Origin of the sequence: Lysinibacillus sp. HST-98 (genome assembly GCF_016757845.1) — a bacterium.
In the GTDB taxonomy this organism is placed as follows: domain Bacteria; phylum Bacillota; class Bacilli; order Bacillales_A; family Planococcaceae; genus Lysinibacillus; species Lysinibacillus capsici.
This window is the reverse complement of the sequence record NZ_JAENHX010000007.1, coordinates 119,390-144,191: the sequence shown is the minus strand read 5'-3', so window position 1 is coordinate 144,191 and position 24,802 is coordinate 119,390. Positions and strand designations below refer to the sequence as shown.

Annotated in this window: 25 protein-coding genes; 16 read left to right on the top strand and 9 right to left on the bottom strand. The window is 37.5% G+C overall.

What is annotated here, in order from left to right; genetic code table 11:
• Positions 1-62: 62 nt before the first annotated feature.
• The 5 genes from JIN86_RS16330 to phnX are packed head-to-tail and all read left to right on the top strand — an operon-like array spanning position 63 to position 5,338.
• A complete protein-coding gene (locus JIN86_RS16330) occupies positions 63-815 on the top strand; it encodes an ABC transporter ATP-binding protein (protein WP_004224716.1) in 753 nt (250 codons plus the stop codon).
• Positions 808-2,439, top strand: a complete 1,632-nt coding sequence (locus JIN86_RS16325) for an ABC transporter permease subunit (protein ID WP_004224718.1) — start codon at positions 808-810, stop codon at positions 2,437-2,439. The genes JIN86_RS16330 and JIN86_RS16325 overlap by 8 nt, the downstream gene beginning before the upstream one ends.
• Positions 2,436-3,422 carry an extracellular solute-binding protein gene (locus JIN86_RS16320; protein ID WP_004224719.1) on the top strand — a complete coding sequence of 329 codons (987 nt, stop codon included), beginning with the start codon at positions 2,436-2,438 and terminating at the stop codon, positions 3,420-3,422. Before JIN86_RS16325 ends, JIN86_RS16320 begins: the two co-directional genes overlap by 4 nt.
• 13 nt (positions 3,423-3,435) lie before the next feature.
• Entirely contained in the window at positions 3,436-4,536 is a 1,101-nt protein-coding gene (phnW, locus tag JIN86_RS16315; protein WP_202342389.1) for a 2-aminoethylphosphonate--pyruvate transaminase, read from the top strand.
• The gene (gene phnX, locus JIN86_RS16310; protein WP_202342388.1) at positions 4,526-5,338 is read left to right on the top strand and encodes a phosphonoacetaldehyde hydrolase; all 813 of its coding nucleotides are present in this window, start codon (positions 4,526-4,528) and stop codon (positions 5,336-5,338) included. Before phnW ends, phnX begins: the two co-directional genes overlap by 11 nt.
• A gap of 41 nt (positions 5,339-5,379) precedes the next feature.
• Here phnX and def read toward each other — a convergent pair whose 3' ends face one another.
• Positions 5,380-5,937, bottom strand: a complete 558-nt coding sequence (def, locus tag JIN86_RS16305) for a peptide deformylase (RefSeq protein ID WP_004224729.1) — start codon at positions 5,935-5,937, stop codon at positions 5,380-5,382.
• 394 nt (positions 5,938-6,331) lie between these two features.
• Here def and pdhA point away from each other — a divergent pair, with 394 nt between their 5' ends.
• The 5 genes from pdhA to JIN86_RS16280 all read left to right on the top strand — a co-directional run bounded on the left by pdhA (position 6,332) and on the right by JIN86_RS16280 (position 12,301).
• On the top strand, positions 6,332-7,447 hold the full coding sequence (pdhA, locus tag JIN86_RS16300; RefSeq protein WP_202342387.1) for a pyruvate dehydrogenase (acetyl-transferring) E1 component subunit alpha: 1,116 nt from the start codon (positions 6,332-6,334) through the stop codon (positions 7,445-7,447).
• 3 nt (positions 7,448-7,450) lie between these two features.
• Positions 7,451-8,428 (top strand): alpha-ketoacid dehydrogenase subunit beta, encoded by a 978-nt coding sequence (locus JIN86_RS16295; protein ID WP_004224734.1) that lies wholly within the window; start codon positions 7,451-7,453, stop codon positions 8,426-8,428.
• Positions 8,429-8,475: 47 nt separating this feature from the next.
• The gene (locus JIN86_RS16290; protein WP_004224736.1) at positions 8,476-9,825 is read left to right on the top strand and encodes a dihydrolipoamide acetyltransferase family protein; all 1,350 of its coding nucleotides are present in this window, start codon (positions 8,476-8,478) and stop codon (positions 9,823-9,825) included.
• 5 nt (positions 9,826-9,830) lie between these two features.
• A complete protein-coding gene (gene lpdA / locus JIN86_RS16285) occupies positions 9,831-11,246 on the top strand; it encodes a dihydrolipoyl dehydrogenase (protein WP_004224738.1) in 1,416 nt (471 codons plus the stop codon).
• A 272-nt stretch (positions 11,247-11,518) separates the two neighbouring features.
• Positions 11,519-12,301 carry an SDR family NAD(P)-dependent oxidoreductase gene (locus tag JIN86_RS16280; RefSeq protein ID WP_004224740.1) on the top strand — a complete coding sequence of 261 codons (783 nt, stop codon included), beginning with the start codon at positions 11,519-11,521 and terminating at the stop codon, positions 12,299-12,301.
• A 52-nt stretch (positions 12,302-12,353) separates the two neighbouring features.
• Here JIN86_RS16280 and JIN86_RS16275 read toward each other — a convergent pair whose 3' ends face one another.
• The 5 genes from JIN86_RS16275 to JIN86_RS16255 all read right to left on the bottom strand — a co-directional run bounded on the left by JIN86_RS16275 (position 12,354) and on the right by JIN86_RS16255 (position 17,806).
• Entirely contained in the window at positions 12,354-13,880 is a 1,527-nt protein-coding gene (locus JIN86_RS16275; RefSeq protein ID WP_202342386.1) for a tripartite tricarboxylate transporter permease, read from the bottom strand.
• A gap of 15 nt (positions 13,881-13,895) precedes the next feature.
• Positions 13,896-14,372 carry a tripartite tricarboxylate transporter TctB family protein gene (locus JIN86_RS16270; protein ID WP_004224745.1) on the bottom strand — a complete coding sequence of 159 codons (477 nt, stop codon included), beginning with the start codon at positions 14,370-14,372 and terminating at the stop codon, positions 13,896-13,898.
• 92 nt (positions 14,373-14,464) lie between these two features.
• Positions 14,465-15,484 carry a Bug family tripartite tricarboxylate transporter substrate binding protein gene (locus JIN86_RS16265; RefSeq protein ID WP_004224746.1) on the bottom strand — a complete coding sequence of 340 codons (1,020 nt, stop codon included), beginning with the start codon at positions 15,482-15,484 and terminating at the stop codon, positions 14,465-14,467.
• A 125-nt stretch (positions 15,485-15,609) separates the two neighbouring features.
• Positions 15,610-16,299, bottom strand: a complete 690-nt coding sequence (locus JIN86_RS16260) for a response regulator (RefSeq protein WP_004224748.1) — start codon at positions 16,297-16,299, stop codon at positions 15,610-15,612.
• On the bottom strand, positions 16,286-17,806 hold the full coding sequence (locus JIN86_RS16255; protein WP_202342385.1) for an ATP-binding protein: 1,521 nt from the start codon (positions 17,804-17,806) through the stop codon (positions 16,286-16,288). Before JIN86_RS16255 ends, JIN86_RS16260 begins: the two co-directional genes overlap by 14 nt.
• Before the next feature lie 425 nt (positions 17,807-18,231).
• On the opposite strand from JIN86_RS16255, the gene JIN86_RS16250 reads away from it, so the two are divergent.
• Both JIN86_RS16250 and JIN86_RS16245 read left to right on the top strand, forming a co-directional pair.
• Positions 18,232-18,678, top strand: a complete 447-nt coding sequence (locus JIN86_RS16250; protein ID WP_004224751.1) for a CidA/LrgA family protein — start codon at positions 18,232-18,234, stop codon at positions 18,676-18,678.
• On the top strand, positions 18,671-19,348 hold the full coding sequence (locus tag JIN86_RS16245) for an LrgB family protein (RefSeq protein ID WP_004224753.1): 678 nt from the start codon (positions 18,671-18,673) through the stop codon (positions 19,346-19,348). Before JIN86_RS16250 ends, JIN86_RS16245 begins: the two co-directional genes overlap by 8 nt.
• A gap of 246 nt (positions 19,349-19,594) precedes the next feature.
• On the opposite strand, the gene JIN86_RS16240 is transcribed toward JIN86_RS16245, so the two are convergent.
• Positions 19,595-21,064 (bottom strand): aminotransferase class I/II-fold pyridoxal phosphate-dependent enzyme, encoded by a 1,470-nt coding sequence (locus tag JIN86_RS16240; protein ID WP_004224764.1) that lies wholly within the window; start codon positions 21,062-21,064, stop codon positions 19,595-19,597.
• 145 nt (positions 21,065-21,209) lie between these two features.
• Between JIN86_RS16240 and JIN86_RS16235 the strand changes: the two genes are divergently transcribed.
• Together JIN86_RS16235 and JIN86_RS16230 are read left to right on the top strand one after the other, a co-directional pair.
• The gene (locus tag JIN86_RS16235) at positions 21,210-22,169 is read left to right on the top strand and encodes an NAD(P)H-dependent flavin oxidoreductase (protein ID WP_004224765.1); all 960 of its coding nucleotides are present in this window, start codon (positions 21,210-21,212) and stop codon (positions 22,167-22,169) included.
• Positions 22,170-22,189: 20 nt separating this feature from the next.
• Entirely contained in the window at positions 22,190-22,477 is a 288-nt protein-coding gene (locus tag JIN86_RS16230; protein WP_004224766.1) for a UPF0223 family protein, read from the top strand.
• A gap of 103 nt (positions 22,478-22,580) precedes the next feature.
• On the opposite strand, the gene JIN86_RS16225 is transcribed toward JIN86_RS16230, so the two are convergent.
• Positions 22,581-23,207: a YktB family protein gene (locus JIN86_RS16225; protein ID WP_202342384.1), complete on the bottom strand. Its 627-nt coding sequence runs from the start codon at positions 23,205-23,207 to the stop codon at positions 22,581-22,583.
• 126 nt (positions 23,208-23,333) lie between these two features.
• Between JIN86_RS16225 and JIN86_RS16220 the strand changes: the two genes are divergently transcribed.
• The gene (locus tag JIN86_RS16220) at positions 23,334-23,531 is read left to right on the top strand and encodes a hypothetical protein (protein ID WP_004224768.1); all 198 of its coding nucleotides are present in this window, start codon (positions 23,334-23,336) and stop codon (positions 23,529-23,531) included.
• A 212-nt stretch (positions 23,532-23,743) separates the two neighbouring features.
• Positions 23,744-24,538, top strand: a complete 795-nt coding sequence (locus JIN86_RS16215) for an inositol monophosphatase family protein (protein WP_202342383.1) — start codon at positions 23,744-23,746, stop codon at positions 24,536-24,538.
• Between the two features lie 42 nt (positions 24,539-24,580).
• On the opposite strand, the gene JIN86_RS16210 is transcribed toward JIN86_RS16215, so the two are convergent.
• A complete protein-coding gene (locus JIN86_RS16210; RefSeq protein WP_202342382.1) occupies positions 24,581-24,766 on the bottom strand; it encodes a DUF5325 family protein in 186 nt (61 codons plus the stop codon).
• Positions 24,767-24,802: the final 36 nt, after the last annotated feature.

Sequence of the window (24,802 nt, the reverse complement as noted above, 5' to 3'; positions counted from 1 at the left end):
TAAGCATTTTCCTTTACAAATGGTCTCTATACTGAAGCTAAGAACTGAGTGAGGTGACCAATTTGTTAGAGCTAAAAAATATCTCAAAAAGCTATAAAAATAAAAAAGTTTTAGTAGATATCAACGTAACCATTGAATCAGGTGAGATTATTTCTTTGCTAGGGCCGAGTGGCTGCGGTAAAACTACTTTGCTTAATATCATTTTAGGACTTGTAGATCCAACTGCTGGTCAGCTTGTCTACAATGGACAAGATATTTCCAAGCAATCAATGCAAGAAAGAGGATTTAATATAGTGTTTCAGGATTTTGCGTTATTTCCTCATTTAAATGCATACGACAATATCATTTATGGATTAAAAAATAAAAACGTGAAAATGTCCAAAGAGGAGATACAAGAATACATTGATTTTTTAGAGCTAACTCCCCATTTGCAAAAGAATATTCATGAATTGTCTGGTGGGCAAAAACAACGCGTTTCCATTGCAAGAACACTCGTGATGCAACCTAAAATTCTATTATTAGACGAACCACTAAGTGCACTAGATGGCGTTATAAAGGAATCTATAAAGGAACGTATTAAATCCATCGCCAGTGAATTTAATTTGACGACGATTATCGTGACACATGATCCAGAAGAAGCCCTTACCTTGTCTGATAAAGTCATCATTATTAATGAAGGTACAGTTGCTCAATTTGGCACACCTCATGAAATTGTAACAGCGCCAAAAAATCAATTTGTAGAGGACTTTATCTTAAGGCAGCTTCATATTAAGCGACATAACATCTATCAATTGTTTGGAGAAACCTATGCTTAAAACGAATAAAGTAATGAAATTAATTTTTCTACCGATTCTACTATTTTTTCTATTCTTTTTAATTGTGCCATTGCTTTATATGCTTTGGCAGTCATTCAAAATAGGTAATGTCGTGACCACTCAAAATTATATAGAAGCTTTACGGAATATGGAAATTCGTGAAGCTTTTACGAATAGTTTTAAAGTTTCTTTTGTTGCATCAGTGATTACAACCATTTTAGCCTTTTGGTTGGCCTATGCTGTTCATTTTACTACGATGCATCGCCATACAAAAAAACTAGTTCAAATTGGAATTACGTTGCCGATGCTACTGCCAACCATCACCTATGGCTTTGTATTGATATATACATTTGGTAATCAAGGAATTCTAACAAAATTAGTAGGGCAGCCTCTTTTTACAATCTATGGGTATAACGGCTTGGTGATCGGTTACGTCTTATACACATTACCAGTTGCTTTTATATTAATGCAAAATTCCATGCAATATATCGATAAACGTTTTTTACTTGTTTCAATATTAATGCATGATCAGCCCATGCGTCGTTTTTATCATACCGTATATCGTCCTATGCTTGGGACAATTGGCGGGGCATTTATTTTAACATTTGTTTTAAGCTTCACAGACTTTGGAATCCCTGCATCGGTTGGTGGAAATTACAGGGTGATAGCTACTGAGCTCTACCAAGCCATGTTAGGTTCCATTGTACATTTTGAACGTGGAGCAGTCATTTCTGTGTTAATGCTAGTACCTGCTGTATTAGGTGTTGTCATGCTAACGATTTTAGAGCGCTTCAATTTTCAATATAAACAGGTTGGGCAAAGTGAACTTGTAAAGCATCGTTTACGAGATGCGCTATTTACAATTTATTCAATTCTCTGTGTAACAGCTGTATGTATTATTTTTTCAACCATGTTTATTGTGCCTTTTACCAAAGGCTATCCGTACGATTTCAGCTTTACATTAGAGCACGTTCAAAATGTACTTGCAGAAAAAGATTTAACGAAGGTTTATATCAATTCTCTCATTGTAGCGGTTCTAACAGCCATATTCGGTGTGGGCATAACATTTATGTCGGCGCTTCTTAATACAAGGACACCATTAAAGGGAAGAAAAAGCTTAGATGTAACTTCTATGATGACAAATACAGTTCCAGGAATGGTGCTTGGATTATCCTACTTATTTTTCTTTAATGGAAGTTCTTTAAAGGGTACTTTTCTTATCATTATCGCATGTAATATAGTCCATTTTTTTACGACACCTTATTTAATGGCGAAAAATTCGTTGCAAAAAATGGATCCTACGTGGGAAGTGACAGCTGAGTTGTTAAAGGATTCGTGGTTAAAAACCGTGATACGAATTATTTTACCGAATATTAGGCCAACAATTTATCAAATGTTTAGCTACTATTTTTTAAATGCGATGGTTACGGTCAGCGGTGTTATTTTTCTTGTCAGCACAAAGACAATGCTTGTATCGACAAGGATAAAAGAGCTACAGCATTTCGCAAAGTACACCGATATTTTTGTTTTATCGATATTCATTTTATGTACAAACCTCATTGTGAAATTAGGTTGTGATTATATAGCAGCACATAAAGAAAAAACGGAGGAGATTATAAAATGAAGAAGTCAACAGGCATGATGTTAGGGACAGTAAGTGCAGCAGCAGTCGTTTTAGCTGCATGTGGAGGGGTAGCAGCAGATTCCAAAGAGCAAGTCATCATTTATTCAAATGCTGATGATGAAGCTATTGAAGTGATGGAAACTACATTGGATGACAAGGGCTATAAAGGTAAGTATTTAATCCAGTCGTATGGTACTTCTGAGTTAGGTGGCAAAATGATGGCGGAAGGGACAGATATTGAAGCAGATGTTGTGTCAATGGCTTCTTATTTTATAGAAAGTGCACAAACCTCAAAATCCATGTTTGTGGATATTTCTTCAGACTTAAAGCCTCTTGATGGGAGTGTTACGTATGCATTACCGATTTTAGGCAATGTAGGCTCTATCTTTATTAATACAGAGATATTACAACAAAAGGGGCTATCTATCCCGAAATCCATTAAAGATTTGACAGACCCTGCTTATAAGGATTTAGTGTCATTCCCAAACATTATGGACTCCTCAACAGGGTGGCTTCTCGTACAAGCTATTATAAAGGAATATGGTGAAAAGGAAGGGAAAAAAGTTTTAGCAGAGCTAATTAAAAATGCAGGACCACATATTGAGAGTTCAGGCTCTGGCCCTATTAAAAAGGTGAAAACAGGAGAGGTTGCTGCTGGCTTTGGTTTACGTATCCAAGCTATTGATGCCAAAAACGAAGGGTTGCCGATTGATTATATTGACCCGACAGAAGGAAACTTCACTTTAACAGAATCTGTAGCTGTTGTAGATAAAGAAGGTGAGGAAGTATTAGCGAAAGAAATTGCAAAGGTAATTGCCACAGAGGCTCGTGATGGTCTTCTAGAGCAATATCCTGTAGCCCTATATGAAGGAGAACAAGTAAAGGACGAGCACGTTCCTGCCTATTTGAAAAAATGGGATACAACCTTAACCGTGGATTTACTAGAAAAACACCAAGCCTTCTTTAAAGAAGCACAGAGATAAGGAGTTATAGCAGATGAGTAACTATAAATTATTGACGCCAGGTCCATTGACAACAACTGAAGCGGTGAAACGAGAAATGTTAAAAGATCGTTGTACATGGGATGACGATTATAAAAATGTGACACAAGTGATTCGAAAGCAACTCTTAAAATTAGCAAAAGTTGATGAAGCTGATTACACTACAGTACTAATGCAAGGAAGTGGAAGCTTTGTAGTGGAGTCTGTACTAACAACTGTAATTGGTGAAAATGATAAGATGCTGATACTAACAAATGGTGCTTATGGTGAAAGAATTGTTGAAATGGCCAAAGCCTTAAAGTTACAGCATGTTGTTTATAGTGTTCCTTATGATGAACAGCCATCCTTGTTAGAAGTTCAAGCCTTCCTTGAAAGAGATAGAAGTATTACTCATGTAGCTATCGTACATTGTGAGACGACTACTGGTATTTTAAATCCTATTAAAGAAATTGGAGAAGTTGTTCATTCGTTCAACAAAACGTTTATTGTGGATGCCATGAGTAGCTTTGGAGGCGTACCAATGGATTTATCAAGCTTGCACATTGATTTTTGTATTAGTAGTGCCAATAAATGTATTCAGGGTGTCCCAGGCTTTGGTTTTGTTATCGCGAATACAATAGCGCTCGAAAAATGCAAGGGACAAGCTCGAAGCGTTGCATTAGATTTGTATAGTCAGTGGGAAGTAATGAAGCAAGATGGGAAATGGCGTTTCACATCGCCTACTCATGTAGTGGCAGCTTTTGCGAAGGCACTTGAAGAGTTAAATGAAGAAGGCGGAATTCATGCCCGCTACAAACGCTATGCGTATAATAATCAACTACTTCGCTCTCGCTTGTCAGTGCTGGGATTTAAAGCGTATATTTCGGAGGAGCTTCAATCACCAATTATTACAACATTTTTATTCCCGTATAGAGAGTTTTCTTTTGAGCATTTTTATCGGGAAATAAAAAAGGCAGGTTTCGTTATCTATCCAGGTAAGCTGACGGATATCGATACATTCCGTATTGGCAATATTGGTGATATTCATGAGGAAGATATGCTTGCATTGTGTGAAATCATTGAAAATTATATGGTGGTGAAAAACAATGAAAATTGAGACGGTTATTTTGGACTGGGCAGGCACAGCAGTTGACTTTGGTTGTTTTGCCCCTGTTAATGTTTTTTTAACAATTTTTGAAGAAGCTGGTGTGACAGTTACACTGGAAGAGGCTCGTAAACCAATGGGGATGCTGAAAATTGATCATATCCGCACCATGCTAGAAATGCCAAGAATTAAAGCAGAATGGCATCGTGTACATGGACAATCCTTTACTGAAAAGGATGTACATGTATTGTATAATCATTTTGAAACAAAATTAATGGAGTCTTTGGCGACCTATACAGATCCTATCCAGCACGTGAAAACAACAGTACAGCAATTAAGAGATGCAGGTATTCGAATAGGCTCTACAACTGGCTATACAGATGCAATGATGGAAGTAGTGACAAAACATGCAGCTGACAAGGGCTATCAACCTGATTTTCTTGTAACACCAACACAGGTTGGTGATAAAGGGCGACCATATCCATATATGATTTTTAGAAATATGGAGGCATTAGGTTCGCAAGCGACGAAGCAAGTTCTGAAGGTTGGCGATACAACATCAGATATAAAGGAAGCCTTGAATGCAGGTGTTTGGGCTGTTGGCGTTATTATTGGAAGCTCAGAAATGGGACTATCCGAAGAAGAATTCAATGCCCTATCTTCAGAAGAACAGCATCAAATCATAGCGAAAACAAAATGTGTTTTTGAAGAATCTGGCGCTCATTATACAATTGAAACAATGGCGGAGTTGCCAGCATTAATTGAAACGATCAATGCTCGGTTAAATGTGGATAGACAATTAGAATATAAATAAAAATTAACCTCGGCAGAAGTAATAAACTGCCGAGGTTGTTTTTAGTCGCGCTCATATGGGATTGAATCTGGTATTTCCGCAAATGGATTCTTTTCATTAATACGGTCATAAAACATAATGCCATTTAGATGATCTAATTCATGCTGAAAGGCGATAGCTGGCAAGCCCTTAAGGCGCATTTTTTTCTCTTCACCATCAATTGTTTTAAATTTTACTGTGATGCGTGCATGGCGAGGTACATACCCAGGAATATTACGGTCAACAGAAAGACATCCTTCTCCTGCTGATAGGTATGTGTTTTCAACAGAATGGCTAACGATCTTTGGATTTATGGCTACAAAGCTTAATTGTTCACCAGCCTCATCTTTTAAATGAAGGGCAAACATGCGCTGTAAGCTATTTACCTGATTGGCAGCCAAACCTATGCCACTACGCAAATTATATTTTTCTGCCATTTCAGGATCTTGGCTGTTGATTAAATATTGAAGCATATCCTCAGCAAGCTTTTTTGTTTCTTCAGTTAAAGGGAATTTAACTTCCTCTGCTTTTGTGCGTAAAGTCGGATGACCTTCGCGGATAATATCATCCATTAAAATCATAATAGTAATCTTCCTTTCAACTTTGTAGTGCTTACTAATAAGTATACATCACGTTTTCGTACAATCACATGAAAAAAGTCCTTATTTGAATATACTCAAAAAATTTTTCTAATGCTATTAGATTTTCGAGAATGGGGTATTCTACTAGGGGAAAACCTGTTGGAAAACGTAAGAGTTGTATGGTATGAGTAAGGTGTTGTAATACAGAATTTGAATATTAGTAATACAGTATAGGACAGCGGTGTTTGATTGTTATTCTAGAAAAAATCTTTGTATATAGCAGTAATAGATGATTGACCGACAGTATTTTATTCAGTATACTGAGTGTCAAGAATAAGTTGTACTAGTTAAAAAGGTGATTTATTTTAATACAGCTGAAAGGGAGATGTGACAAATGAGCAAGAAAAACAATAATATTTTTGATGCTAAACAAACGCTAACTGAAATCGAAGATAAGTTTGAAATGTTTCAAATTTTGAATGAAGAAGGCGAAATTATAAATAAAGAGGCAGATCCTAAATTATCAGATGAGGAACTAGTTGAGTTAATGACACGTATGGTTTACACACGTATTTTAGATCAACGTTCAATCTCATTAAATCGTCAAGGACGTTTAGGCTTCTATGCACCAACTGCGGGTCAAGAAGCTTCACAACTTGCTTCTCACTTTGCATTAGAACAAGAAGATTGGATTTTACCAGGTTACCGTGATGTGCCACAAATTGTATGGCATGGCTTACCTCTTGAAAAAGCATTTTTATTCTCACGTGGGCACTTCATGGGGAATCAGGTTCCTGAAGGTGTAAACGTTTTAGCTCCACAAATTATTATCGGTGCACAATATATTCAAGCTGCTGGGGTAGCACTTGGTATTAAAAAACGCGGGAAAAAAGCTGTTGCAGTAACTTATACAGGTGACGGTGGTTCTTCTCAGGGAGACTTCTATGAAGGCATTAACTTTGCAGGTGCATTTAAATCTCCAGCAATCTTCATTGTACAAAATAACCAATATGCAATCTCAACACCTCGTGAATTGCAAACAGCTGCTAAAACAATTGCACAAAAAGGTGTAGCAGCAGGCTTACCAAGTATTTTAGTAGATGGAATGGATGCGCTTGCAGTTTATGTAGCAACTCGCGATGCTCGTGAGCGCGCGGTTAATGGTGAAGGTCCAACATTAATTGAAACAATGTGTTACCGCTATGGTCCTCATACAATGGCTGGGGATGACCCAACTCGTTACCGTACTTCTGATACAGATAATGAATGGGCTCAAAAAGATCCTCTAGTTCGCTTCCGTAAATACCTAGAAGCAAAAGGGATATGGGATGAGAAAAAAGAAGAAGCAGTAATTGAGCGAGCGAAAGAAGAAATTAAAGAAGCAATCAAAAAAGCAGATGCTGCTCCAAAACAAAAAGTAACAGAGTTAATGGAAAATATGTATAAAGGCGAAATGCCTTCTAATCTAAACGAACAGTATGAAATCTATAAAGAGAAGGAGTCGAAATAACCTATGGCACAAATGACGATGATTCAAGCAATTACAGATGCACTTCGCACAGAATTAAAGAATGATGAAAACGTTCTTGTATTCGGGGAAGATGTAGGTGTCAACGGTGGGGTATTCCGCGCGACAGAAGGCCTACAAAAAGAATTTGGGGTTGACCGCGTATTTGATACACCATTAGCAGAATCAGGTATTGGTGGCTTAGCAGTTGGCCTTTCTCTTCAAGGATTCCGTCCAGTTCCTGAAATTCAATTCTTCGGTTTCGTTTATGAAGTTATGGATTCAATCAGTGGCCAGCTAGCACGTATGAGCTACCGTAGTGGTGGCGTGTACAATGCTCCAGTAACAATCCGTTCACCGTTTGGTGGTGGTGTGCACACACCTGAAATGCACTCAGATAGCTTAGAAAGCTTAATGACAGCACAACCAGGATTAACTGTTGTTGTACCATCAACACCATATGATGCAAAAGGTTTACTTATTTCTTCTATTCGTAATGACAACCCAGTTATTTTCTTAGAGCATTTAAAACTATACCGTTCATTCCGTGAAGAAGTACCTGAGGAAGCATACGAAATCCCACTAGGAAAAGCAGATGTAAAACGTGAAGGTACTGATTTAACAATTGTTGCTTACGGTTTAATGGTTCATGAAAGCTTAAAGGCTGCAGAAGAACTTGAAAAAGAAGGACATTCTGTAGAAGTAATTGACTTACGTACAATTCAACCAATCGATGTGGAAACAATTATCGCATCAGTTGAAAAAACAGGTCGTGCAATCGTTGTCCAAGAAGCTCAAAAACAAGCAGGTATCGCTGCGAACGTAGTAGCAGAAATTACAGAGCGAGCAATTTTAAGCTTAGAGGCTCCTGTTCTTCGTGTGGCTGCACCAGATACTGTGTACCCATTCCCACAAGCTGAAGGTGTTTGGTTACCAAACTACAAAGATGTAATGGAAACAGCGAAAAAAGTTTTAACATTCTAATAAAGCTTCTAAACTTGAACAACAGTAAATAGAAAGGATGGGTACACATGGCATTTGAATTCAGATTACCGGATATTGGCGAGGGTATTCACGAAGGCGAGATTGTGAAATGGTTCGTTAAAGCTGGAGATACAGTAAAAGAAGACGATATTCTTTGTGAAGTACAAAATGATAAAGCAGTAGTAGAAATCCCTTCACCAGTTGAAGGAACAGTAGAGGAAGTTTTAGTAGGAGAAGGGACAGTTGCCGTAGTTGGCGATGTTTTAATCCGATTAGACGCACCTGGCTATGAAGACTTAAAGCTAAAAGGTGACGATCATGCCGAAGCGAAAACAGAGGCACAAGTTCAAGCAACTGCTGAATCTGGTCAGAACGTAGAAAAAGCTCCTGCTAAAGAGGAAAAGGCACCAGAAAAAGCCCCTGAAAAAGCGCCAGAAAAAGTGGAGACAGTAGTTGATGAAACAAAACGTGTGATCGCGATGCCTTCTGTACGTAAATTTGCACGTGATAACGATGTAAATATTCGTGAAGTAAAGGGTACAGGCAAAAACGGTCGAATCCTTAAAGAAGATATTGAAAACTTCTTAGAAGGTGGCGGCACTGTAGAGGCTGAAACTGCAAATATCGAAACATCAGAAGAAACAGTTCAACAAGAAACGTCTACACCAGCAGCTCCAGTAGTTCTTGAGGGGGATTTCCCAGAAACTCGTGAAAAAATGTCAGGTATTCGAAAAGCGATTGCTAAAGCAATGGTACACTCGAAACAAACGGCTCCTCATGTTACACTAATGGATGAAGTCGATGTAACAGCTCTTGTAGCACATCGTAAAAAATTCAAAGATATCGCTGCCGAAAAAGGTGTTAAATTAACATACTTACCATATGTAGTGAAAGCACTTATTTCAACTTTACGCGAGTTCCCAGAATTTAATCGCTCTTTAGATGATGCAACACAAGAAATTATCCAAAAGCATTACTATAACATTGGTATTGCAGCAGATACTGAAAGAGGCTTACTAGTACCAGTTATTAAGCATGCAGATCGTAAATCTGTATTTGCAGTGTCTAATGAAATTAATGAATTAGCGACAAAAGCCCGTGAAGGAAAGCTAGCACCACATGAAATGAAAGGTGCATCCATGTCCATTACGAATATTGGTTCTGCAGGAGGACAATGGTTTACACCAGTTATTAACCATCCTGAAGTAGCAATTCTAGGTATTGGTCGAATTTCAGAAAAACCTGTAATAAAAAATGGTGAAATTGTAGCCGCACCTGTGTTAGCATTATCATTGAGCTTTGATCATCGTATGATCGATGGAGCCACTGCGCAAAATGCTTTAAATCACTTAAAGCGTTTGTTAAGTGAGCCAGAATTATTATTAATGGAGGCGTAACAAAAATGGTAGTAGGAGATTTCCCAATCGAAACAGATACTCTTGTCATTGGTTCAGGTCCTGGAGGATATGTAGCAGCAATTCGTGCAGCTCAAACTGGCCAAAAAGTAACAATCGTTGAAAAAAATGTACTTGGTGGAGTGTGCTTAAACGTAGGTTGTATCCCATCAAAAGCATTAATTTCAGTAGGTCACCGTTTTGAGCAAGCTAAACATTCAGATGACATGGGAATCATCGCTTCTGATGTGAAATTAGACTTCTCAAAAGCACAAGCATTTAAAGACAGCGTTGTTAAGAAATTAACTGGCGGTGTTGAAGGCTTACTTAAAGGTAACAAAGTTGAAATTGTACAAGGTGAAGCTTATTTCGTTGACGCTCATTCAGTGCGTATCATCAATGGTGAATCTGCTCAAACTTACACATTTAACAATGTCATTATTGCAACAGGTTCTCGTCCAGTTGAAATTCCAACATTCAAATTCACTGATCGCGTATTAAATTCTACTGGTGCACTTTCTTTACAAGAAGTACCTGGTAAATTAGTTGTTATCGGTGGCGGTTATATTGGTACTGAGCTAGGATCAGCTTATGCAAACCTTGGCTCTCAAGTAACAATTATCGAAGGCGGAAAAGATATTTTAGCTGGCTTCGAAAAACAAATGACACAAATCGTGAAAAAAGGCCTTAAAAAGAAAGGCGTTGAAATTGAAGTTAACGCATCTGCAAAAGGCGTAGAAGAAACTGAAAACGGCGTAGTAGTAACTTATGAAGTTGGCGGAGAAGAGAAAAAAGTTGAAGCTGATTACGTGTTAGTTACTGTAGGACGTCGTCCAAATACAGATGAAATGGGACTTGCTGAAATCGGAGTTGAATTCGGTGAACGTGGTCTAATCAATGTTGACAAACAATGTCGTACAAATATTCCAAACATCTATGCAATCGGTGATATCGTAGCTGGTCCACAACTTGCACATAAAGCATCTTACGAAGGTAAAGTTGCTGCTGAAGCAATTGCGGGTGAAAAATCAGTAGTTGATTATCTTGCTGTTCCAGCGGTATGTTTCACAGATCCAGAAATGGCGACAGTTGGTTACAACGAAGAACAAGCAAAAGCTGAAGGCATCGAATATACTGCAGCGAAATTCCCATTCGCAGCAAATGGTCGTGCTCTTGCATTAAACCAATCAGAAGGTTTCGTGAAACTTGTTGCTCGTAAAGAGGATGGCTTATTAATTGGTGCTCAAATCGTAGGTGCTGGTGCATCTGATATGATCGCTGAAATGGGCTTAGCGATTGAAGGCGGCATGACTGCTGAGGATATCGCATTAACAATTCACGCTCACCCAACATTAGGTGAAATTACAATGGAAACTGCTGAAGTATTACTTGGCAACCCAATCCACATTGTAGCTAAAAAATAATTTGAATAAAAGAGTGTAGATAAAGCGGGGTCATTCGCTTATCTACACTCTTTTTTAGCCAATATTTTATTTTATATGAACAATTAAATTTTTATATAATCCTTTTCCCCTAACAGGCTTTAATGACAATGATAAGTAGCTTCTCACAGAAAATATTCCGTCATTATAGCTTTCAAATCGTATTTCTATCATTTACAAGCTCCTTTGATTATTCTGAATAGTCGATAAATGCTATAATGATAGCATTGTAGAAAGTAAGGGAGGATTTATTAATGGAGCTTAATTTAACGGGGAAAGTAGCAATTATAACAGGGTCAAGTAAAGGAATTGGCTATTATACAGCCATGCAGCTTGTTAAAGAGGGTGCACAGGTTGTACTTTGCGCTCGTGGTGAAAAACAACTGCAAGTGGCTGCTGGATGCATAAAAAATGAAACAGGCGTAGATGTTTTAATTGTTCCAACTGATATTACAAAAGAAAAAGATTGTAAGTATCTAATCGAGCGTACCGTCGAACATTATGGACGTGTTGATATTCTTATTAATAATGCAGGTACAGCTTCAGCGAATCCCTTCGAATCGGTGAGTAGTGAGCTGTGGCAGGCAGATTTAGATTTAAAGGTATTTGGAGCTATTCATTGTTCAAAATATGCTGCTCCATATATGCGAAAGGCTGGGGGCGGTGCCATCGTTAATGTGACTGCCGTGATGGCTAAAACGCCACCTGCAAGCTCACTTCCAACTACTGTAAGCCGTGCTGCGGGGCTTGCCTTGACAAAAGCGATGAGCAAGGATTTAGGGAAGGACAATATTCGTGTAAATTCTGTATGTATAGGACTTATTCGTAGTGATCAAATCGAAAAGAAATGGAAAAAGGAAGAACCTAATTTATCGTGGGAAGAATATTCTCGTAAAGTGGGGCAAGCAATTCCGCTTGGTCGTGTAGGTGATACGCAAGAAGCAGCAAATGTTATCACTTTCCTAGTATCTGATGCAGCGAGCTATGTTACAGGAACAGCTGTTAATATTGATGGTGGCTCTGGTCACGCATTATAGACTAGTAAAAATCCACTATACTAATAGAAGTATAGTGGATTTTTAAGAATATTTATCCTTCTTCATTAATAACCACATTTTTACCACGTATTTTCATAATCAGTGGTATAAGTAACCAGGAAATGGCAATCACTAAAAATAGTAATGATAAAGGCTTTGTTATAAAAATAGAAAAGTCTCCATTCGAAATGGTTAATGCACGGCGCATATTATTTTCAATCATCGGCCCTAGTACTAAAGCAAGTACTAATGGAGCTACTGGATAATCATATTTAGCAAATAGATAACCAAGTACCCCACAAGCTACTAATAAAAATAAATCAAACGTGGCAAATTGTACAGCATAAACGCCAAAAATTGAAATGGCAATAATAATAGGCAATAAATATTTTTTAGGTGTTTCGATGATTTTGGCAAAAATGCGGACTAAAGGCATATTCAATGCTAGTAACATTAAATTTCCAATGAACATACTGGCAATTAATCCCCAAGCAACTTGAGGATGCTCATCAAATAATAATGGACCTGGCTGAATATTATACATAATAAGTGCACCCATTAAAATTGCAGTAGTACCTGAGCCAGGAATTCCTAAAGTTAGTAATGGGATCATTGCACCGCCTGATGCAGCATTGTTCGCTGATTCTGGCCCAGCTACACCCGCAATATGACCTTTTCCGAATTGCTCGGGTGTTTTACTGAATTTTTTCTCGGTAATATAAGAAAAGAATGAGGCAAGTGTTGCGCCTGCGCCGGGTAATACGCCGATGAAAAAGCCTAATAAGGAGCCGCGAGCAATAGGAACAGCACTATCCTTTAAATCTTGCTTTGTTGGGAATACACGATTAATTTTGGCTAATTGACCATCCTCTTCTTCTTTTTCAAGAATGGTTTTAAATACTTCGCCTAATGCAAATAAACCAACAGCGATGGTTAAAAATTCAATGCCAGAGAACAACATTGGCTGACCAAATGTAAAACGTTCGATACCTGATACGGCATCAATACCAACTGTCCCAAGCATAAGCCCTAAAACAGTCATAATTAAAGCTTTGGTAATAGAACGTCCTGCTAGGCCACTAACTGCTGCAAGTCCTAATAACATCAAAGAAAAGTATTCTGCGGGTCCAAATTTAAGTGCTAATTTTGACAATGGATTAGCCAATAATATCAGACCTAGTAGTGCTACAACACCCGCACAAAATGAGCCAATGGCCGCGATCGAAAGAGCACTTCCTGCACGGCCTTGTTTAGCCATTTGATAGCCATCCAATGTTGTCACAACTGATGACGATTCACCAGGCGTGTTTAATAGAATGGAGGTTGTTGATCCACCATACATGGCCCCGTAGTATACTCCTGCAAGTAAAATAATTGAGCTTGTAGCGGCAGCCTCAGTAGGTAGTCCAGCTGTAATGGTTGCTGTAACGGGTATTAATAATGCAACTCCACTCATTGGACCTATACCTGGAAGTACACCAACTGCTGTACCAATTATGACACCCACAAGAGCGAATAAAAGGTTTTGCCATTGAAGGGCAACTGCAAATCCATCAGCTAAAAATTGCAATGTCGACATATATTCACTCCTGTACTAGAAAATTGGGAAACTAGGCAATGATCCACCTAGTAAACTTGTAAATAAATAATAGATGCCTAGTGAAAATCCAGCTGCAATAATAATTGAATAAATAAGTTTAGTACGTTCCATTGTTTGGAAACTGATACACAAAAATAAAAATGTTGTTATCATATAGCCAATTTTTTCAAGGAAAAATACATACGCAAGAGCGCTACCTAAAATAATTAAGAACTTTTTGAGTTCTGTTGAAGATATTTTAGAAGAAGTAGTTGGTCCTCCTGTGACTCGCTCTCTCACAGCTTTTTTCCATGATTCATAAAATAATTGAAGACTTAATAAACCTAAAATAATACCTAAACCTAATGGAAAAATTTTGGGCCCAACTGTAGATCCATAAGCACTATCAGAAATCTGAGTTGCTTGAAAAATAAACAAAATGCTAAGTGTTAAGAGGATAATGCTAAATGTTTTATCAAATGTATAGCTCAACCGTTTTACACCTCCATTGAAAATAGAATAAAGTCACACAAGTAGTTCTATATTTAATGGAAATACTTGTGTCTTTTTTAAAAAACGACTCGTTATTTTTGCATACCAAGAGCTGTTAGTAGTTCAATGATTATTTTATTTTGATTGTCTAGATAAGCTGTAAAATCTTGTGCATTACGATATTCTGCTTGCCAACCATTACGGGTCACCTCAGCTTGCCATTCTTTTGATTCAGACATTGCATGTAATTTTTCAGACCAATAGGCAATCGCATCTTTACTCATATTTTTTGGACCAAAGATACCACGCCAAATTGTAAATTCCTCATCAATACCAGCCTCTTTAAATGTAGGAACTTCTGCTAGCTCACCTTCTAAGCGTTCAGAGGAACTGACAGCTAATACACGAACATCTCCGGATTTAACATAAGTAGCAATTGTGGAGGCATCTGTTGCAATAACATCAGCATTGCCACCTAATAATGCTGTAACCGCCTCACCACCACCATCATAAGAAACATATTTAATTGTTTTTAAGTCAATTCCCACTTTATAAGCCGGAATAATTCCTACTAGGTGATCCATCGAGCCCGGTGCAGAACCACCTGCTAATGTGACATCTTTTGGTGAAGTTTTCATAGCATTTAATACATCTTCAAGCGTTTGGAAAGGAGAATCCTTTTTAACAACGATCGCGCCATAGTCCCGTGTTAATTGAGCTAAAGGTGTAGTATCCTTATAGCCAAATTTACTATTTCCTTCAGCCTTTTCATGATTTATAAGGATTGGTGGTGATTTAACCATTAACATATAATCATTATTGGCGTCCTTTGTAGCAAATGTTGCCATGAAGGCAGCACCACCACCACCTGGCTTGTTCTCAACTTGAATGGCCTTATCAATTAACCCTGTGTCACTCATTGTTTTTGCCACTGCACGAGCTGTTAAATCCCAGCCACCACCAGCACCTGATGGAGCAACAATGGTAATATTACTTTTCGGATAATCATTGGCATTCTTTCCCTCTGTTTTTTCTCCAGTTGATGCTGAACAGCCAACTAAACTAGTAAATAATAAGCCTGCTGCCATTATTTTAGAAATGTTCCTCCACATAAAAATCCCCCTTAAAAATAAAATGGTAGCGCTATCAATTTAGCGCTACCCATACTATAACTTACTTCTTAATTTTAGGAATATTGTGATAATAATGTGAATTAACAGCATTTTGTTCATAAAGTTTATGTGGAAATAAAGTATCGTCGCTCAGGACGCCCAACTGTGCCATAAGTCAGTTCGGTATAGACCTGCTTTTGTGTAACTAAAAATTCTAAATAACGACGAGCGGTGGAACGGCTGACACCGATATTCTTTCCCAATAGCTCAGCTGTACTACCATTCTCCATTATGCTTAAATGGTTGATAACATGATTCATTGTTGTTGGATCTATCCCTTTTGGTAATAATAACGGTGTTTCTATAGGGGTGGATGAACCTGCTTTTGGCCAAAGATATTGAATTTTTTCTTGTGTAAATTTCTCATTATTTTTCAGCAATAGATACTTGTAACGGAATTTTTCTATACTCTCTTTTAGCTGTTCGAATGTAAATGGCTTTAAAATGTAATCAGTAACATTTTTCCGATAAGCTTTCTGTACTATATGTGCCTCTGTAGCTGCGGTAATCAAAATAATACTACTTGTTGGGCTCACTTCTTGGATTTTATCAATTAAATCTACTCCCAGTATATCTGGCAAAAAGACATCGAGTAATATAAGGTGTGGTGAAAATGATTCAAGCCAATCTAAAGCTTCTTCTCCCGTGCTTGCCCGTGCAATTACTGTAAAGCCTTCAATTTTTTCTAAAAAACGACAATGTACATCTGCTACACGTACATCATCTTCAATTACTAGCACTTCAATATTGTTCATGGATCATAGTCCCCCTTTTGCTAATAGATACGATAAATAGGGCACCTCCTAAATCTCCTTCTTCAAGAGCAAGAGTACCGTTTAAATCATGGATACTGGAAATGACTTTCCTTAATCCATAGCCTCGATGTTTACTATCTTTCGTAGAAATATTTTCTGAAAATAGTACGTCTAGTTTTTCTTGTGCTAAACCTTGTCCAGAGTCCTCGACCTCAAAGATGATTTCCTCTCCATTATCAAATATAAAAAGCCTAATAATTGGTTGTCGCTCTTTGTTTTTTTCAACCTCTTCAAAAGCATTGGTTAATAAATTTCCCATAATAGAAATAATTAAGCTTTTTTCTATGCTTTCAGGAAATGTTTCTAAATAACTATCCTCATCAAAAACCAACTTGATCTTTAATTCACGTGCACGATTAAAAAATCCGATAATTAAACCATTTAAAAAAGGGTCTTTTACACGCTTTGTTATAAATTGGGTTAGAGAAGAATGTCCTTCTACCTCTTTATGAATAATAGACAGTGCTTCATCAGATGCATGTAATTGAATAAGGCCGGATATTGTGTAAAGGACATTATTAAACTCATGTGTTTGGGCACGTAAAGCCTCTGTATATTGTTTTACTTGTGATAATTCGATAGCCATTTGCTCTATTTCTGATTGTAATCGGAAACTTGCAACTGCGCCGACAACTTGACCATTCACCTTCATAGGTACACGGTTAACAATAATTTCATGACCGTTAACAATCATCAATTTATCAAGTTGTTTTTCACCCTTCATTAATACGTTAAGCAGATGTGTGTTTGGTATATGCTGTTCGATATTATCGCCAATGATAGAAGCTGAATCCGTTAAATGTAAGATTTTTGCGGCAGCATTATTTAGGGTTGTAATTTCACCTTTCTGATTTACCGTAATAATAGCTTCACGAACTGATTCAATTAAAGTATTTTTTTCTGTTAATAGACTGGCAATTTCACTTGGCTCCAGATTAAAAATTTGCTTTTTAATGTTTCGGGATAAAAAAATAGAGCCGATAATACCGATGCCTAGGGCAATAACCATTGTATAAAAAATATTATCAAGATATAAAAAATATAAGCGATCTAATTCACTAGTTAAGTAACCAATTGAAACAACACCAATAATCGATCCATTTGAGTCTAAGATAGGTGCTTTACCACGAATGGATTGTCCCATTGAACCATTTGCAATGGAAATATAAGACTCACCGTTGATTAATGCTCGGTCATTATCATCTCCGACCATCGATTTACCAATACGGTCAGCGATAGGATGGGTGTAGCGTATGCCATTTTTATCTCCGATTACAACATAAGTAGCTTTTGCAGCAAGCATAATCTCTTTGCTAATTTTTTGCAGACTTTCGGAAGGATTATTTGTATCAAACGCTTTAAGTACATCCCCCCTGCTAGCCGTTGTTTCAGCCAAATATAGTGCCCGGTTCCCAATTTGTGTTTGCAATGCATCAGATATGGTCATATAAAAGAGGATGCCTGCTAAAATGACAATAATAAAAATTAAAAAACTGCTGTAATAGGTAAAGCGTGCTTGGAGTGTTAATGTTTTAAAGATAATAGTGAATCCCCCTTTGTGTTTGTTTTGGAAATTTTAGTTATTGATAACACGAGTAATCTTTTGTAATTTTCGATTATATAAAAAAATTTTGAAATTTGCTAGATGATCATTAAAAAAGTAATTTGAAGTGGATAGGCACAATATAAAAATTGATAAGTCATAATCATAAAAAGTAAAATCATGAAGTTCTTGTAGAATAGGACTTTGAATACTGTTTCATAGAATTGCTTGGATATTTCTGTATTTGATTATTATTTTTCTAAAATTATAATAGACAGAAAATTCCTACAGATGTAGAATGAACGATATAGGGGGTGAAAACTGGCGAAATGTTGAACGGGAATTTTGCTGCGTTGTTGTTACGAGTTGTTCGGATTATTGTGCAAATTGGTATACTTACTATTTTCTATTACATGGGGGTTGGCATTGTTTCTTATTTGCACATACCTCTTCCGGGAAGCGTCATAGGATTACTTTTATTAGCACTTTCACTCAATTTTAAAATTATTAAGGTTGAATATATACAAGATGGAGCAGGTTTTTTAATTGGCATTTTAACGTTGTTTTTCATTCCAGCAACGGTAGGTGTTATAGATTATCCAGAGCTCATGTCAATCACTGGTCTGCTCATTATTTTAGCAGTTATTGCTAGTACATTAATCTCTATTTATGTAACAGGACTGCTGACACAACTCATCGAGAAAAGAGAATTGGCCAAAAAAGAAAGCTCGAAGACTCCTGTGGAAGAAGGAAAGGGGGAATTAACTGTTGATTGAAGTAACAGTTGTCCTTAGCACCATTATTATGTTTATTTTATTTACAAAGCTCTATCAACGATTTCCCCATCCTATCATGATTCCTTTGGTCACGACTACGATTGTCAGTGCAGTGGTTTTACTTGTGTTTGATATTCCATATTCAACTTATATGCAAGGTGGGGAATGGCTTCAGAAAATGCTTGGACCTGCTGTTGTGGCACTTGCATATCCTCTCTATAATCAACGGGCAATTATTATGAAATATAAGTATTCTATTTTATCAGGACTTCTAATCGGCATGATAACAGGCTTAGTGACAATTTTTGTGTTACTAAAATGGATTGGTGTAGAACCTAGCTGGATGCTGACAGCCTTACCTAAATCGTTAACAACGCCTGTTGGGATGCAGGTGAGCGAAACGATTGGAGGCATTCCACCTTTAACTGCTGTTTTCGTTATGATTGCAGGGTTTGTAGGGGCCATTATCGGACCGCTAGTCATTAAGTATGGCAAAATCGACTCTGCTGTGAGTAGGGGAGTGGCAGTAGGAAGTGCCTCACATGGGGTAGGTCTTGTGAAATTAAGAGAATATGGGGAACAGGAATTATCAGTTGGTTCATTATCAATGGGCTTAACGGCTGTTATCGGAGCCTTCTTCTGCCCTTTATTTGTATATTTATTTTTATAATAGAATCGTGGAAAAAGGAGCTGTCTCAAAAACGAATGGAACCAAATTCTTTGTTGTAAAAAAATAGTTATTTCTAGAAGCAATTATTCATTGTGAAAATGAATTTAAAAACACTTCAGATAGTATTCTATTATAGCTATTTTGTAAATGAAGAGAATGTTTTCTAGCTGTGTTCAACAAAAAGAATATACTCACATTTTAAATATAAAAGCCAGCTCTTCTTATTGAAGAGCTAGCTTATATTTTTTAGAAAATTGGCTTACGTTCTTTGATAACACGGATTGTTTTTAATGTTGTATCCTCTGGTCCTTGAACGGGTAAACCTGCTTCAATATTCATTTGAATATAATGAATATTTTCTTGAGTAATTATTTCCCCGGGAATAAAAATAGGAATCCCAGGAGGATACACCATAATAAATTCTGCACAAATACAGTTATCTGCTTCTGCAAGGGGAACGACTTCTGTATCTGCATAAAAAGCATCACGCGGAGACATGGCAAGAGCTGGAATTTCCGGCACATTTACTAAAGCCTCTGTTATAGCCGCTTCAGAATCAAATGCTTTTGACATACGAGTTAAAGCATTTATTAAAAGATTAATTTCCTTTTTTGTATCTCCTAAAGTCACTAAACATAAGATATTATAAAGGTCAGACAATTCTACTTCAATATTGGCATTATAACGCAACCATTCCTCAGCTCGATGACCAGAAATACCTAAATCTTTCACACTAATCAGAAGTTTTAATGGATCCATATCATAAGTTGCAGAAGAGTGTAACTTTTCCTTGCCAGCACACTTTAAATGTGGTATCTGATTGATGCGTTTACGAGCATCCTTTGCTAAACGTAATGCATCGTCAATTAAATCGTATCCATGAATGGCTAGCTGACGTCGAGCTGTGTCAAGTGAAGCAAGTAATGGATAGGATGTCGATGTAGTCGTTAACATAGAAAATACAGCTTGTACACGTTTTGCAGAAACAAGACCCTCACGTACGTTTAAAATAGATGTTTGTGTCATAGAGCCACCAAGCTTATGAACGCTTGTTGCTGCCATGTCAGCACCTGCTTCCATAGCTGAATATGGAAGGTCATCATGGAATTTTATGTGTACACCATGTGCTTCATCTACTACTACAGGAATATTACGGTCATGAGCAATCTCCACAATACGCTTTAAATCAGCTGTAAAGCCAAAATATGTTGGATTAATAACAAGTACTGCCTTTGTATCTGGGTAAGCATTTAATGCTTTTTCAACAGCTTCAGGGGATATGCCATGAGAAATCCCATATTCGCTGTCAACTTCAGGATGAATAAAAATTGGAATGGCACCAGCGAATACAATCGCCGACATAATAGATTTATGAACATTCCGTGGCACTAGAATTTTATCACCTGGACCGACGACGGTCAGAATCATCGTCATGATGGCGCCACTAGTACCTTGAACGGAAAAGAATGTATGATCAGCACCAAAGGCTTCAGCTGCTAAGTTTTGCGCTTCTTTTATAGCACCCTTTGGTGAATGTAAATCGTCTAGTGGAGCAATATTAATTAAATCAATTGATAAAACGTTGTCGCCGACGAATTCACGGAACGCAGGATCCATCCCTTGCCCTTTCTTATGGCCTGGAATATGGAACTGAATGGGATGTCTGTTCCGATGTTTTAGTAATACGTCGAACAATGGAGTCTCTAATTGTGACAACGCAGGTACCACCTCACTTTATAATATCTAAGAAAACAAATGAATTATAGCACCTAACGACACGAAAAAATAGGCTTTTCCTAAAAAATAAAAGGATTTTTTTCTGGGTACCGAGAAAATAGTATTGAACGAAAGGGGAGGTACTATGAATTGGAATACACGTGTGACGGATCTTTTACAGGTTAAATACCCAATTATTCAAGGGGGATTAGCCTATTTAGCATATGCTGATTTAGCCGCAGCTGTGTCGAATGCTGGTGGTTTAGGGCAAATAACGGCTATGAGTTTACGAGATCCTGAATTATTACGAGCAGAGATCCACAAGGTACGAAAATTAACAGATAAACCATTTGGCGTAAATTTTGCGATTGGCATGCATGGTACAGGCTATGAGGATATGGTGCGCGTTGCAATCGAAGAAGAAGTTCCAGTTGTTACAATGACGGGGGGAAATCCAGCGCCTATATTTAATTTGCTGGGAGGCACAGCGATAAAAAAATTAGTACTTGTAGCTGCTCGTAGACAAGCTCAAAAGGCTGAACAGCTCGGAGCAGATGCTGTAATGGTTGTGGGTCAAGAGGGTGGCGGTCATCTGGGGCGTGATGATGTCGGTACAATGGTTCTTGTTCCCCAAGTGGTTGACAGTGTAAGTATTCCTGTCATTGCTTCTGGCGGAATTGGCGATGGGCGCGGCTGGATGGCTGCTCAAGCATTGGGAGCTGAAGGCATTGAAATGGGCACTCGTTTTATAGCAACACGAGAGTGTGTTGATGCTTCACAGGCTTATAAAGAGGCACTAGTTGCAAGTACTGAGGCAGATACAACCATTATTAAGCGCTCAATTGGTGCACCAGCTCGTGCATTACGCAATGACTTTACTACAAAGATTTTGGAAATTGAGGAAAAAACACCAACATATGAGGCGTTGAAAGAATATATAAGTGGTTCAGCAAATAAACGCTTTATTTACGATGGTGATAAGAATCAGGGCTTTGGCTGGGCTGGACAAGTGACTGGAATGATTCACGATATCCCAACCGTTGATGAGCTTATTAAGCGAATGGTTGCAGAAGCTGAAAGTATACGGTTAAAATGGGGGCAATAACGTAAAGGTGGTTTTGTCGAATGGAATACTCTTATCCGTTTTCAACTGATTGGTCCACAGAGGAGATTGTGGATGTTATTCAATTCTTTGAGGGAATTGAGAAAGCTTATGAAAAGGGCATCAAGCGTGAAGTGATGCTCGCTAAATATCGACGCTTTAAAGAGATTGTTCCTTCTCAAGCGGAGGAAAAATCAATTTTTCGCGAATTTGAAGAGGCGAGCGGCTACATTAGCTATCCAGTCGTAAAACAAACAAAGGAAGCCGAAGATGGAATGATTATAAAAGTTACCCCAAGAAATGGCCGTTAAAAAAAGTGGATGTGAGATCAACTCACATCCACTCTTTATTTTTTTGTGTTAAAAAACGACATAATGCATAAACTACATCAATAAAAAACTTTATAAGGTTAGCCTATTTTCCAACAATAATGTTGTAAAGAGGAAGTAAGCTGTTAAATGTGTCCTCTATTAATTGATGTAATTCGCTTGCTGTTAATTTGGTTGCTTGTTCTTTTGCAATATGACGGCCAATTAAGAATTCACCCTTTTTGACATCTCGTAGGCGAATAAGAAGTTCTTCAAGCTTGCCTTCTTTTGCCAATTCGAGAGAAACTGCCTCAGGGGACATATGATCTCCTGACACGATAAAATCATCTGGAAGCTGTTCCAATAAAGATTTATGAGCTAGTAAACGCTCAGCCATAACATTTTTTTGAGGCGCTTCATAAATAATAGCTAAGACGATGAATAAATGTGTGTGCCATAGACCAATCTGAAAGTGAGGCAATGATTTATAACCTCTTTTATAAGGTGCGAAGGCAACCCAGCTATCTTTTGGAGGGTTAACAGTTCTTCGAGCATGTTTAGCCACATGCGGGAAGAATTCTTCACCTAATTGACTAGAGAAATAAGCAGAAAAATCTTCACCTAGCTGATTGAATTTTGGACGTACATGTAAATGTAAAGCATCCATTCTCTGTTCTAAACCGTCTATTGTAAAAACCTTAAAGTCTTTGTTTGTCCACTTTATTTTTGGCAATTTTATTTTACTCCTTTCGTTTTATAAGGTTTATTTTACGCTGAATTTGGGAAAAAATCTTATAACAAGAACTTTATCAAATGAGCAAAGTTTTTGTGGAAAAATTTAAAAAAGGAAGTGTTGTTTATGAAACCGTTCGTAAAAATTATACGTAAAGTTGACATTGAAAAGCAATATGAGCACATTTTACAATTAGAATTAGATTATGAATTAGCTTCGCTTTTTGCAGCAATGAATGAAAAAAATGATATGGAAATTGAAAAAAGTAAAAAACGTCTGGCAGAAATTCAGATGGAACTTGAAAGTTTGCACGCCTATGCGTAATCAAAATCTAATACCCATTTAAAAAATCACTTGCTGAATATTCCGACAGCAGGTGATTTTTATTGTGACAAAGGGTAAAATAGAAATTATATCATAAGGTAGTACTAGGTTTTATATAGCAAAAGTTGTGAAGTAGTGGGAAAAGGTATCATAAACATACGGGAGCGATTAATATAGAAGGCCTTTTCTTATATTCGAAGGGTGGGTTATGAGTGGATTTACAACAAATTGATAAATTTGCAAAAGATATTATTTTTGAAGCTGGGCGACGTATTCGGGAGGCTTTTTCGTATAATCTAGTAATTGAGACAAAATCAGGTGCAAATGACCTCGTTACCAATATTGATCGAGAGACGGAGTTATTCTTTATTGAGCAAATTAAAGCTTTTGATCCAACCCACAAAATTCTAGGGGAAGAAGGAATGGGCGAACAGGTTAAATCACTAGATGGTGTAGTTTGGATTATTGATCCAATTGATGGAACGATGAATTTTGTTAAACAGCATCGTCATTTTATGATTTCTATCGGTATTTTTGTCAATGGCTTAGGAAAGTTAGGTTACATATTTGATGTCATGCGGGAGGATTTATTTAGTGCCATCGAGGGGCAAGGGGCATGGTATAATGATTCACCATTGCGTAAACTACAGTCTGTTACAATGGAGGAGTCAGTCATTGGCATAAATGCACATTGGGTCGCACCTAACCGACATATTCACCATGAAAAAGTGATTGATATGGTTCGTAAAGTTCGAGGTACACGGTCCTATGGCTCCGCAGCAATGGAAATTGCATTTGTTGTAAGTGGCAAATTAGATGCCTATGTCTCTATGCGTTTAGCACCATGGGATATTGCAGGAGGGACCATCATTGCTCAGGAAGTTGGAGCAGTTGCTACAAATCTACATGGTGAAGGCTTTGATTTCCTTCATCAGGATACATTCATTATTGCTAATCCCGCTATTCATAAAGAATTATTAGAAAAATATATAGTGCCATATGAATAAAAAGGAGCCGTCTATTTATTAGACAGCTCCTTTTTATGTTCTTTAAAGTAAACCTTGCGCACGTAGTTTACGCTTCATTTTAAAGGCTGTCATGAAAATGACACAAGTAGCCACAATACCAGCTATTACACCAAATACATTACTAGCTGCAACAGAGTAGCCAATAGAGCACATTGCTAATACAGCTGCCAATGCATAGATGGCCATTACGATTTTTGCACGCTTCATAGCCTAGCCTCCAATATTAAAAATTTGTCGATCAAA